At 57.5% G+C, this 12,588-nt stretch carries 12 protein-coding genes; all 12 read left to right on the top strand.

Annotation, left to right across the window (positions count from 1 at the left end; translation table 11 throughout):
• The first annotated feature begins 39 nt into the window (after positions 1-39).
• The 12 genes from IPP88_15130 (at position 40) to hfq (ending at position 12,547) form a co-directional block, all read left to right on the top strand.
• A complete protein-coding gene (locus IPP88_15130) occupies positions 40-1,014 on the top strand; it encodes an acetyl-CoA carboxylase carboxyltransferase subunit alpha (GenBank protein ID MBL0123994.1) in 975 nt (324 codons plus the stop codon).
• 130 nt (positions 1,015-1,144) lie between these two features.
• On the top strand, positions 1,145-1,981 hold the full coding sequence (gene tilS, locus IPP88_15125; GenBank protein ID MBL0123993.1) for a tRNA lysidine(34) synthetase TilS: 837 nt from the start codon (positions 1,145-1,147) through the stop codon (positions 1,979-1,981).
• 218 nt (positions 1,982-2,199) lie between these two features.
• Positions 2,200-2,625, top strand: a complete 426-nt coding sequence (gene ndk / locus IPP88_15120) for a nucleoside-diphosphate kinase (protein MBL0123992.1) — start codon at positions 2,200-2,202, stop codon at positions 2,623-2,625.
• Between the two features lie 12 nt (positions 2,626-2,637).
• Positions 2,638-3,789, top strand: coding sequence for a 23S rRNA (adenine(2503)-C(2))-methyltransferase RlmN (gene rlmN / locus IPP88_15115; GenBank protein ID MBL0123991.1), 1,152 nt, complete (start codon positions 2,638-2,640; stop codon positions 3,787-3,789).
• A gap of 10 nt (positions 3,790-3,799) precedes the next feature.
• A complete protein-coding gene (gene pilW, locus IPP88_15110; GenBank protein MBL0123990.1) occupies positions 3,800-4,612 on the top strand; it encodes a type IV pilus biogenesis/stability protein PilW in 813 nt (270 codons plus the stop codon).
• A gap of 38 nt (positions 4,613-4,650) precedes the next feature.
• Positions 4,651-5,766 carry a helix-turn-helix domain-containing protein gene (locus IPP88_15105; protein ID MBL0123989.1) on the top strand — a complete coding sequence of 372 codons (1,116 nt, stop codon included), beginning with the start codon at positions 4,651-4,653 and terminating at the stop codon, positions 5,764-5,766.
• Positions 5,767-5,840: 74 nt separating this feature from the next.
• Positions 5,841-7,124 carry a flavodoxin-dependent (E)-4-hydroxy-3-methylbut-2-enyl-diphosphate synthase gene (gene ispG, locus IPP88_15100; GenBank protein MBL0123988.1) on the top strand — a complete coding sequence of 428 codons (1,284 nt, stop codon included), beginning with the start codon at positions 5,841-5,843 and terminating at the stop codon, positions 7,122-7,124.
• 270 nt (positions 7,125-7,394) lie between these two features.
• Complete coding sequence (gene hisS, locus IPP88_15095) at positions 7,395-8,690, top strand: histidine--tRNA ligase (protein ID MBL0123987.1); 1,296 nt, start codon at positions 7,395-7,397, stop codon at positions 8,688-8,690.
• 68 nt (positions 8,691-8,758) lie between these two features.
• A complete protein-coding gene (locus IPP88_15090; GenBank protein ID MBL0123986.1) occupies positions 8,759-9,460 on the top strand; it encodes a tetratricopeptide repeat protein in 702 nt (233 codons plus the stop codon).
• On the top strand, positions 9,457-10,641 hold the full coding sequence (gene bamB, locus IPP88_15085; protein MBL0123985.1) for an outer membrane protein assembly factor BamB: 1,185 nt from the start codon (positions 9,457-9,459) through the stop codon (positions 10,639-10,641). Before IPP88_15090 ends, bamB begins: the two co-directional genes overlap by 4 nt.
• A gap of 23 nt (positions 10,642-10,664) precedes the next feature.
• Positions 10,665-12,071 (top strand): ribosome biogenesis GTPase Der, encoded by a 1,407-nt coding sequence (der, locus tag IPP88_15080; GenBank protein MBL0123984.1) that lies wholly within the window; start codon positions 10,665-10,667, stop codon positions 12,069-12,071.
• Between the two features lie 236 nt (positions 12,072-12,307).
• Positions 12,308-12,547, top strand: coding sequence for an RNA chaperone Hfq (hfq, locus tag IPP88_15075; protein ID MBL0123983.1), 240 nt, complete (start codon positions 12,308-12,310; stop codon positions 12,545-12,547).
• The last annotated feature ends 41 nt before the right edge of the window (positions 12,548-12,588 follow it).

The raw sequence follows: 12,588 nt of genomic DNA, 5'->3' as shown, positions 1-12,588 counted from the left end.
CTACGACGATCGCTTCCAAGGCAGCCCTTCAAACCACGCATGAGCTCACCAAAATTCAACTTTCTCGATTTCGAGCAGCCTATCGCCGAGCTGGAGGCGAAAATCGAGGAACTGCGCTACGTGCAGGACGATTCCGCCGTCGACATTTCCGCAGAAATCGACAAGCTGGCCCGAAAAAGCCAGACGCTCACCAAGGATATTTACGCCAAACTTTCCGCGTGGCAGATATCGCAGGTCGCCCGTCATCCACAGCGCCCCTACACGCTCGATTACATTGGCATGGTCATGACCGATTTCGAGGAACTGCATGGCGATCGCTCGTATGCAGATGATGCGGCCATCGTTGGCGGGTTGGCGCGATTCAACGGGCAAAGCGTGATGGTGATCGGCCATCAAAAAGGCCGCGATACCAAGGAACGCCAGTTCCGCAACTTTGGCATGCCGAAGCCGGAGGGCTATCGCAAGGCGCTGCGTATGATGAAGCTCGCCGAGAAGTTCGGCATCCCTATCGTTACTTTCATTGATACGCCCGGCGCATACCCGGGCGTCGGCGCCGAGGAGCGCGGGCAGTCGGAGGCGATCGGGCACAATCTCTATGTGCTGGCGGGACTGCGCGTGCCGATCGTATGCACGATCATCGGCGAAGGCGGTTCCGGCGGCGCCCTCGCGATTGCGGTGGGCGATGTGACCTACATGCTCCAGTACTCGACGTATTCGGTGATATCGCCCGAGGGCTGCGCGGCGATCCTGTGGAAGGATTCTGCGCGAGCGTCCGAGGCGGCCGAAGCTCTCGGCATCACGGCGCCAAAACTGAAGGCGCTGGGACTGGTCGACAAAGTATTGACCGAACCACTTGGTGGCGCGCATCGTGATCCACAGGCGATGGCCCTTACATTGAAGAAGGCAATTGCCGACTCACTCAAAACGCTTGCCGAAAAGACGCCGGACAAACTGGTACAGGATCGGCAGAAAAAGCTTCTTGAGATCGGGAAGTTCAAGGAGCTTTCGGATTAGTGCCACCTGATGATTGCCATCAAACTCTAGCGCGTGTGCGGTTTTCGGGAGGAAAATGTCTTGAAAGCCGCGCCAGTGCTAGGGTTTATTGTTCTGCTGGATTGCCGCGACATTTGTGTACGCTTGCGACATGAACTCGGCTCATTTGCTACCGGCAGCCATCGAAAACACCCTAATTAGACTTGAAGTGGCGGGACACCACGTCTGCATCGGTCTGTCGGGCGGCATGGATTCCGTCGTATTGCTTGAGTCGCTGGTGCGATTGCGTGAGGCACTTGGCCTGCAACTTTCCGCCATTCATGTCCACCACGGCTTGAGTCCTAATGCGGATCAATGGACGGCATTTTGCCAATCCCTTTGTGAGGCCCGGTCGGTGCCCTTGAAAGTTTCCAGGGTCGTGGTGGACCGATCGCGTCCCGGTGGCGTCGAATCGGTTGCGCGCGACGCGCGTTACGCCGCGTTTGACGCCGTCGATGCGGATTTCCTCGCGCTGGGCCAACACGCGGACGATCAAGCCGAGACCGTATTGCACCAGATTCTGCGCGGCACGGGATTGAAAGGCATGGCGGGAATGGGGGAGATCCGCCACCTGCGTGAAGGCTTGACGCTGATTCGCCCGCTGCTTGAAATTCCCCATGCTGACGTTGAAGCGTTTGCCAAAGCGAATGCACTGGAATGGATTGTCGATGAGTCCAACGCGGATACGGCGTACACCCGCAACTTCATTCGTCATACGTTGACACCGAAAATTTCGGAGCGCTTTCCTCACTATCGCGAATCGCTGGCACGTACCGGGCGGCATGCGGCGGAAGCCGATGAAATGTTGTCTGCGCTGGCCGAAATCGATCTGAAATGGGATGGGCGCAATGCCTACGCGGAAGCGCTCGACCAATTGCCGCTGCCACGACAAGTAAATGCCCTCTATCACTGGCTGCAATGGCAGCAAGTGCGTGGCGAACAGAAATAGTTCCTTGCCGTCACAGGCGCAGTTGGGCGAGTGGGCGCAACAGTTGTTCAGGCCATCTCCCAGGGACAAGCCGCATCAAGCTGGAGGGCATGATTTCGTCATTTTCCGGCGCAAAGATCTCCTCCTTGTCGAGTGGAAATAGCAGAAATTACCACCATCGTCATTGCCGTTCCGTGATAAAATTTAACGTTTTCATCAAGTTATCAAGGATTCCTCAAATGGCAATTGAACGCACACTCTCCATCATCAAACCCGATGCCGTCGCCAAGAACGTCATCGGTGAGATTTATTCCCGTTTTGAAAAAGCCGGCCTGAAGATAATCGCTGCCCGCATGACGCACCTTTCACGTGCTGAAGCGGAAGGGTTTTATGCCGTGCACAAGGCGCGGCCGTTCTTCAACGACCTCGTTTCGTTCATGATCTCCGGTCCCGTCATGATTCAGGTACTGGAAGGCGAGGGCGCTATCCTCAAGCATCGCGACCTGATGGGCGCGACTGACCCGAAGAAGGCGGCGCCCGGCACCATCCGCGCGGATTTCGCCGATTCAATCGATGCGAATGCGGTGCATGGTTCCGACGCGGCGGAAACAGCTGCCGTGGAGATCGCATATTATTTTCCCGCGCTGAACGTTTATTCGCGGTAACCAACTGAAACGATGGCCGTTCCCCAGCACGCCAGAGGCGAAAAGCCCAATCTTCTCGGCATGACCTTGCCAGAGATGACGGGTTTTTTCGCCGATTTGGGGGAGAAGCCGTTTCGCGCGAAGCAAGTGTTCCGCTGGATCCATCATTTTGGCGCGGACAATTTCGAGTCGATGACCGATCTCGCCAAGTCTTTGCGCGAAAAACTCCCTGGCGTGGCGACGATCACCCCGCCGATCCTGATGACCGAACAGGCATCGAAAGACGGGACGCGAAAATGGCTGCTGGATGTGGGTACCGGCAACGGCATCGAAGTGGTGTTCATCCCCGAGGACGACCGCGGCACGTTGTGCGTTTCTTCGCAGGTTGGTTGCGCGCTTGACTGCACCTTTTGCTCGACCGGCAAGCAGGGATTTAACCGCAATCTCACCAGTGCCGAGATCATCTGGCAGTTATGGTGGGCCAATAAGGCAATGGGCCGTGATCCGAAAGGTGAACGCATTGTCAGCAACGTGGTGATGATGGGCATGGGTGAGCCATTGGCGAATTTTGAAAATGTCACCGCCGCCATGGAGATCATGCTGGATGACCATGGATACGGCCTCTCGCGTCGTCGCGTGACGCTTTCCACCAGTGGTATCGTGCCAGCGCTGAAGCGATTGAAAGATCGTTGCCCGGTCGCACTGGCTGTTTCGTTGCACGCGCCGAACGACGCGTTGCGTAACGTATTGGTGCCGATCAACCAGAAATATCCGCTGGCCGAGCTGCTTGCCACCATTCGCGATTATCTTGATGCTGCGCCGCGTGATTTCGTCACGTTCGAATACGTGATGCTCGATGGCGTCAACGATTCGGTGCAACACGCGCATGAACTGGTCACGCTGGTGGGGGATCTGCCGTGCAAATTCAATCTCATTCCGTGGAACCCGTTTCCCGAAGCGCCGTACCGGCGTTCAAGCAATAACGCGATCCATCGTTTCCGCGAAGTGTTGCAGAATGCGGGTTTTGTGGTCACGATCAGAAAGACGCGCGGTGAAGATATCGATGCCGCCTGCGGACAGCTGGCAGGGCAGGTTGTCGACAAGTCAAATCGCACACAGGGCATGCCAGGTACGCAGGGTTCGCAGGTCATCAATGTGGTACATGTTGTGCGGGCCGCTGCGTGATCAACACAAAATGTTGACCGTCACTCGAAAGGACTTCGTGTTGAGAAAATTGTGGGGTGGATTAGTTGCGCTCTCGCTGGTTTCCGCGCTGCTGACGGGTTGTGTTTCGCAAACAACCGTGGAGGTGAAAGTCGCCGAGCAGGCAGGAAACAGCGGCCCGGCACAGCGTGCACAGATCCACACCGAGCGAGCCGGCGAGTATTATCGTCTCGGCAACCTGAGCGTCGCGCTCGATGCGGGTCAGCAGGCGGTGGCGGTATTACCGACGTATGCGCCGGCGTACAACATGCTTGGGATCATCTATATGCAGTTGCGTGAGGATGCGAAAGCCGCGCAGGCATTTGAGCAGGCGTTAAAGCTCGCCCCGAACGACCCGGAGACGCTAAATAACTTTGGCTGGTATGTCTGCCAGCGGCAAAACCCCGTCGAGGCGATGCAGTATTTTCGCGCCGCGTTGAAAGACCCACTTTACAACAGCCCGGAGCGGGCCATGCACAATGCCGGCGTATGTGCCCGCAAGGCCGGTGATATTGCGACGGCAGAAGCCCAATTCCGTGCCGCGCTTCAGCGGCAGCCTCGTTACGGTCCGTCGCTGCTTGAACTCGCCGAGCTCACGTTTGCGCAAGGCCGCGTCAAGGAATCCGAGGCATATCTGATTCGGCACATGCAGGTTATGCAGGCATCGAGTGCGGACGCGCTTCTGCTCGGCGTGCGTGTTGCGCGCGCCAACGGCGACAAGACCGCGGAAACAAGCTACTTGCAACAATTGCGTCGCCGGTTTCCCGATTCATCGCAATCCCGTGCGGCAACCGAAATACGCTAACCGAAGTTCGCAATATATTCATGCAGGAAAAACGCGCGATGTCCAACGTAACTGTAACGCCCAGTTCCGAAAATCCCGTGCCGGGCGGTTTGGAGGTGGTTGCCTCCAATGATTCGACAACTTCTGATGTGCAAGCGCGGGCGCTTCCCGCGTCAGCAGGAACCGCACCGGTTGCGCCCATGTCAGTGGGTGCGCTGCTGCGTGATGCCCGTGAAAAAGCAGGTCTTTCATCCGCGGACATCGCTACCAAATTGCGCATGGGCCTGAAGCAGGTTGTTGCACTCGAAAATTCTGATTACGCGGCCGTACCCACCGGCACCTTTCTGCGAGGGTTTGTACGCAACTACGCGAAGGCGGTTTCATTGAATGCGGATGAGGTGCTCGTGTTGCTCGAAAAGACACATAGCGGTGCCGCCGCCGTGAAGGCGTCGTCCGTGGTGGTACCCAGCCTGCAAAACATCAAGGTTCCGTCGCCGGGTGGAGAGCTGGCTACACCAAACGGTCGCGCGCTCGTTGTTGGCATCGTTGCGTTGCTGCTGCTGGCGGCCATCTGGTACTGGTGGGAATATGTGTTTCCGCATCGCAATGACGTTCAGCGCGCTAATGTGGATGCTGGTCAATCAATCGTTACGCCGTTGGCTTCACCGGCTTCGTCTGTTCCAGTCAGTTTGCCTGAAACGGTCGTCGTTGCCACAGGCACGCCGCAACCTGGCGTTGACAATGCGACACCAGTTCCGTCGCCGGAAATGCCACCCAAAGCGGCAGACGTTGCCAACGTCGCCACGACGCTTGCCACGGCGCCGCCGGTGGTAGTGGCAACTGTGGCCGCGTTGCCACCGCCTCTGACCATTGCCAATGAGCCGGAGCCCGCACCGGTTCGATCACTGCCACCGCCATTGCCGGCACCCGGTGCCCGCAGCGCAACCCTTGGTTTCACCTTCAGCGGTGAATCGTGGGTCGAAGTTGTTGATGCCAGTGGAAAAACCATTCTTTCGCGTCGATTCAAAGCCGGCGACGCCGAAGAAGTTTTCGGCCGCGCCCCGTTCTCGGTTATTGTCGGCAATGCAAAGTCCACTCGCATGGCGTTTAACGGGCGGGAATTCTCGCTTGAGCCGCATACACGCGTCTCGGTTGCGCGCGTGACCGTGAAATAGCCTGGCTCAATCTGGATCAGGCATCGCGCGCGCACTTTTGTAACAGCACCGCCATCGGCAGAGCAGGAATCAGCATGTTTGAGAACATTCTTCGTCGCCACTCGCGACAGGTCATGATTGGGCGAATCGCCGTCGGCGGCGGCGCGCCGATCATGGTCCAGTCAATGACCAATACCGACACTGAAAATATTGCGGCGACGATTGCGCAGGTTGCCGCGCTTGCGCGTGCGGGCTCGGAAGCCGTGCGCATTACTGTAAACACCTTGGATGCGGCCCGCGCGGTTGCAAAGATTCGAGTCGGTCTGGATGCAATTGGTGTTGACGTTCCGCTGGTCGGCGATTTTCATTTCAACGGTCACAAACTGCTCACGGAAGTGCCGGATTGCGCCGTGGCACTTGCCAAGCTGAGAATCAATCCGGGCAATGTCGGCCAAGGCAGCAAACGCGACAATCAGTTCGGCGCGATGATCGACGTGGCGATCCGCTTCGACAAGCCGGTTCGTATCGGTGTGAATTGGGGTTCGCTCGATCCGGAACTGATTGCGCGCATGATGGACGAGAATGGCAAGTCATCGCAGCCGAAGGAGGCCGACGCCGTGATGCGCGAGGCGCTCATTGTCTCTGCGCTGCAAAGTGCTGCCCAGGCAGAGGAGCTGGGGCTGGCGGGAAACAAGATCATCCTTTCCTGCAAGGTGAGTTCAGTGCAGGATTTGATTGCTGTCTATCGCGATCTTGCCCGGCGCTGCGATTATCCGTTGCATCTCGGGCTGACAGAGGCGGGCATGGGTTCAAAAGGTATTGTGGCTTCAACTGCTGCCTTGTCGGTGCTGTTGCAGGAAGGCATCGGTGACACGATCCGGATTTCGCTCACGCCGGAACCCAACGGCGATCGCACGAAGGAGGTGATCGTCGCCCAGGAAATCCTGCAAACCATGGGACTGCGCGCCTTTACGCCGATGGTGGCCGCGTGCCCGGGCTGCGGTCGCACGACCAGCACTTTTTTCCAGGAGCTCGCGGAAAAGATTCAAACCTACCTGCGTCATCAGATGCCAATCTGGAAGACGCAATTTCCCGGCGTGGAAGACATGCACGTGGCGGTGATGGGTTGTGTGGTGAACGGTCCCGGTGAATCCAAGCTGGCCGATATCGGCATTTCATTGCCGGGCTCGGGCGAACGACCCGTCGCTCCCGTATTTATCGACGGCGAGAAAGCGGTCACGCTTAAGGGTGACCGCATTGCCGAGGAATTCCAGGCGTTGGTGGATGACTATGTGAAGAAAAATTACGCTGCCGGCATGGCGCGCAAAGCCAAATCGCGCAAAAAGGAAATTCCGATCAAAGCCGTGGCGGGCGCGTGACGCCGCGACATTGTTTTCGGATTCACGGCGCGGAAGACAAATCCATTGAAACACTAGCGCTGACGCGCATCACAGGCTGAAAATAGCTGGAAAGTCGCGCCAATGCTTGAGTTTGGTGTTCATCTCAATATCCCGCTTTCACGCAACTTGGCACTCGACTTCCACGCGAAAACGCGCAATTCAGATAGCGGCCCAACACTAAAGCCCTGTAAAATAGCGTGTTTTCCCCGCACAACGCTATTTTTTCGCCGGCACGACAATCCGCATTAAATGAGCAAATCCCCGCAAACCCTGCAAGCCGTCCGCGGTATGAACGATCTGTTGCCGCAAGACGCGCCGCTTTGGCAGTTTCTTGAGGACACGACCCGTGAGGTTTTCGAGCAATACGGCTACCGCCTGATGCGCGCACCCGTGGTCGAGCCGACGGCATTGTTCGTGCGTTCGATCGGCGAAGTGACGGACATCGTCGAAAAGGAAATGTACTCCTTTGAAGACAGCATGAATGGCGACAGGCTGACGCTGCGCCCGGAAGCGACGGCCGGCTTGGTGCGCGCGGCCATCGAGCACAATATTCTGTATGAAGGCCCGAAGCGTATCTGGACTTGGGGGCCGATGTTTCGGCATGAACGCCCGCAAAAGGGAAGGCTGCGGCAATTTCACCAGTTCGATGTGGAAGCGATGGGCTTCGCCGGCCCCGATGTGGATGCCGAACAGATCGTGATGCTGTCTCGTTTGTGGACGCGCCTCGGTTTCAAGGACGTCGCGCTGCACCTCAATTCCATTGGTGATGCCGCCGCCCGTCAGGCGCACCGTGGTGCGCTGGTCGCGTATTTTGAAACGCATCAGGATCAGCTTGATGCCGATGCCGTTCGCAGGCTGCACACCAATCCGCTACGAACGCTGGACACAAAGAATCCTGCCATGCAGGAATTGGTCAATGCGGCGCCGAGGCTCATGGACTTCCTGGGTGAGGCGGAAAAGCTGCATTTCGACGGCGTGAAACAGAGGCTCGATGCTGCCGGGTTGAAATACACTGTGAATCCACGTCTGGTGCGTGGCTTCGATTACTACAATCGCACGGTCTTCGAGTTCATCGCCAAAGGCAGCAAAGGCGGTGAGTGGGAACTGACCATCGCGGGCGGTGGTCGATACGATGGCCTGATGGAACAACTGGGTGGCAAACCGGCGCCTTCCTGTGGATTCGGCTTCGGCGTGGAGCGTGTCATGATGCTGCTGGACGAGAACCCTCCGCCCGCAGTCGAGACGCTGGACGCCTATGTAATATTTTCGGATGGCTTCGAGCAGCAGGCATTTCGGACGGCGGAGCAATTGCGCGATCACGGCCTTGCCATTGCATTGCACGGTACGGCGGACGGGAAGGCGGCGAGTTTCAAATCGCAGATGAAGAAAGCCGATGCCAGCGGTGCGCGCTTTGCTATTATTCTGGGCGCGGATGAAGTGGCGGCAGGCAAGGTCAGCGTCAAGCCTCTGCGTGAGGACGGTGCGCAGGCATTGTTGACCGTCGACGAGGTAGTCAGCAAATTGTGGGATGGGGCAACCGCCTGAAGTGCGTGCTCCTTCGATGCAACGCGAAATCAATTTTGATCAAGCACAAACAGACTGGATAGAAAGTCATGACAGCTTACGATTTGGAAGAACAGGAACGCATCGACGCGCTCAAGGACTGGTGGGACAAGTGGGGCAATTGGGTTTATGCCGGCGTTGGAGCGTTTGTCATTGGCGCCCTGAGCATTCAGGGCTGGCGCTATTATGAAGCCAGGCAGAACGCCGATGCCGAAGTGTTGTTCAGGAGCGTTGAAAAGACTGCGCAGGAAGTGGCTGCCAGCAAGGAAAGCAAGAAGCTCTCTGAAGCCGCGACCGCGATGGCGGACGCCTATCCACGCACGTTCCAGGCAACTGATGCAAAGTTGCTGGCGGCGAAAGCGGCCTTCGATGCGGGCGACCTCGCATCGGCAAAAGCGCACCTGCAGTGGGTGGTCGACAATGGCCGCGATACGTTCAAGCCAATTGCACGAATTCGCCTGGCGGCTGTCCTGCTTGATGACAAGAAACATGATGAGGCGTTGAAATCACTGGAGCAAGTGAAAGACGAGGGCTATGCCTCGATGGTGGCTGATTTGCGTGGTGATGTATTGGCAGCACAGGGCAAGAAGGACGAGGCCCGGGCGGCATACCAGATCGCTGTTGAAAAAGCGACGGATCGTAGCCCGCTGAAGGCGATTTCCCAGGCGAAACTTGACGCCTTTGGTGGCAGCCCGCCCAAACAGGTCGACGCGAAAGTTGACGCGAAAGACAACAAAGGAACCAAGCAGTGAATCCCATGAAAACATCAGGTGTCCGGCCTGCAAACCGCCTGCTGGGCGTGAGGCGTGCGGGCGCGATTGCGCTATTGCTGAGCGTCGGGGTTCTGTCCGGATGCGCGTGGCTGGGATGGGGTGGCAGCGGCAAGAAGCCCGCAGTGCTCCCGGCAATTCCGGGGGTCAATGCCGCGACGGTTATCTGGTCGGCCAGTGTGGGTAAGTCTGGCGGATACCTGTTTACACCGGGCTTCGGTGACAAGCTGGTGTACGCAGCGGGTCGCGACGGTAGTGTTTACGCGTTGTCAGAAGAGGGTGGACGCGTCGTTACGCGCCTTGAAGCAAAGTCGGCGCTGACCGGTGGCGTGGGCGTCAATGACGACACCGTTGTGGTGGGTTCGGGAAAGGGTGAAATCATTGCGCTCGATTTCGCTGGCCGCTCTTTGTGGAAGACCTCGGTGTCCGGTGAGGTGCTGGCGCCGCCCGTGGTTGCATCCGGCAACGTGATTGTTCGCACGGCCGATGGACGCATCGTTGCCTTGAACCGGATCGATGGCAAGCGCAAATGGGTGTTCCAGCGCGCCGCACCGGCCCTCACGTTGCGCACCAACGCGAGCGTACTCGTTAACCGCGGCGTCATCTACGCGGGCTATCCCGGCGGCAAGGTGATTGCGATTGAACTCGACAGCGGTAAACCGATTTGGGAAACCACCATTTCGGTCGCGCGCGGCGCGACCGAACTTGAGCGTATCGCCGACGTGTCCGGTCTGCCGGTGCTCGACGACACGCGCATCTGTGCGTCGGTTTATCAAGGCCGCACGGGTTGCGTGGAAACACTGAATGGAAATGTACTGTGGTCGCGGGAAATTTCCAGCGCGGACGGGGTTGCGATCGATACCAAATATGTCTATGTCGCTGACACGGCAGGCAATGTTTTCGCGCTCGACAAAACCAACGGTGCAACGGTATGGAAGCTGGAAAAACTGCAACTGCGTGATCCGGGAACCCCCATCGTCGTCAAAGGCAAGATCCTGATTGGCGACAAGGATGGGCTCGTTCATGTCATGTCTCCGGAAAACGGCACGTTGATCGGGCGCGTGCTGACCGATGGCAGCCGGGTGATTTCACTTTCCGCAAGTGGCGATCGTGTCATCGCGCAAACCGACAAAGGTGGTGTGTTTTCCATCGCCGTAAAGTAGAAATCTCGCTTAAGCCCGGCTCAATGAAACCCACCATCGTCATCGTCGGTCGTCCCAACGTCGGCAAATCCATGTTGTTCAATCGCCTCACGAAGACGCGGGATGCAATCGTCGCCGACTTGCCCGGCCTGACGCGCGACCGCCATTATGGCCATGGTCGCGGCGGCTCCAAACCCTACCTCGTAGTCGATACAGGCGGCTTTGAGCCGGTTGTAACCGAAGGCATCATGCACGAGATGGCCAAGCAGACCCTGCAGGCCATCGCCGAGGCTGACGCCATTATTTTTGTGACTGATGGCCGCCAAGGGTTGACGCCGCAGGACAAGATCATCGGTGAGCGGTTGCGCAAAGACACGCAGTCGCGCGGTATTCCGCTCATTGTTGCCGTCAATAAGGCCGAGGGCATGGCCGAGGACGTGGTCTCCGCCGAATTCCACGAATTGGGATTGGGCAATCCCGTCGCGATTTCCGCGGCGCATGGTGAGGGCGTGCGGCAACTCCTTGAAGACATGCTCGCGCATTTTCCCGATGCGGTCGATGAATCCGAGCCGGATCATCCGAAGATTGCCGTGGTCGGCCGGCCCAATGTGGGTAAATCCACGCTGGTGAATCGTATGCTCGGCGAGAATCGAGTGATCGCCTTCGATGAACCCGGCACCACGCGCGATTCAATCTACATCCCGTTTACCAAGAACGACAAGCAATACACCATCATCGACACGGCCGGCATTCGGCGCCGGGGGAAAGTATTTGAGGCGGTCGAGAAATTCTCAGTCATCAAGACGCTGCAGGCAATCGAAGACGCCAATGTCGTGCTGCTGTTGCTTGACGCCCGCCAGGAGATTTCGGATCAGGATGCGCACATCGCCGGGTTCATTCTGGAGTCGGGCCGCGCGCTGGTGATCGGCATCAACAAGTGGGATAACCTTGACGAGTACACGCGAGAGCGCACCAAGTCAGAGTACGACCGCAAACTGCATTTCCTGAAGTTCGCGAATTTTCATCTGATTTCCGCGAAGGACGGCATGGGCGTGATGCCGATGTTTGCCTCCATTGATCAGGCATTTGCGGCTGCGATGGTCAAACTTTCCACGCCGAAACTCACACGCGCGCTGATCGCGGCCACGGCCAAGCATCAGCCACCGATGAATGGGTTGAATCGCCCCAAGCTGCGTTACGCACATCAAGGTGGACACAATCCACCAGTGGTGATCGTCCATGGAACGGGGTTGGCCAACTTGGCGGATAGCTACAAGCGCTACCTCGAAAGCGCCTTTCGCGATGCGTTCAAACTGAAAGGTACGCCGCTACGGGTCGATCTGAAGCAGGCGGCAAATCCGTATGCCGACAAGAAACCGCAGAAACTGACCGCCAGCCAGGAAAATCAGCGACGCCGCGGCCGAATTCGCTCCAAGAAGATGTTCAGTTAAGCTTTTTTTCAGGCTTTTCGACCGTGTGCGGTTGGTAGCCCTGCAAATTTGACAAAATTGCGCCGCTACCGTGCCGCATACCGGAACCCGGCGCAATTTGTGCTGTCTGTCATTAAGTAAAACTTGGCGCAATCGCAGGATTACGCTAAAGTAGTTTTTCGAACACCAATTTCGACCGGTTAATCGAGCCTGCTGGCTCGGGGCTTACGGTCAGGATGCAACTGGAGAATAAAAATATGAGTGCCAAAGGGCAATTACTACAAGACCCGTTCCTGAATGTTTTGCGCAAGGAACACATCCCCGTCTCGATTTACCTCGTGAACGGCATCAAGCTCCAGGGCCAGATCGAGTCATTTGATCAGTACGTGGTGCTGCTGAAGAATACCGTGACCCAAATGGTGTACAAGCACGCCATTTCAACTGTGGTTCCTGCGCGTGCGGTGACGATTCCGTTTGAGACACCAGCCGACGGTTAATCGCGTCGCGCTGATCGTCATGCGGCGCGTTGGACGCGCGC

This window comes from Betaproteobacteria bacterium, assembly GCA_016720925.1.
Lineage (GTDB): Bacteria > Pseudomonadota > Gammaproteobacteria > Burkholderiales > Usitatibacteraceae > UKL13-2.
This window is presented reverse-complemented; position numbering and strand designations above follow the sequence as displayed.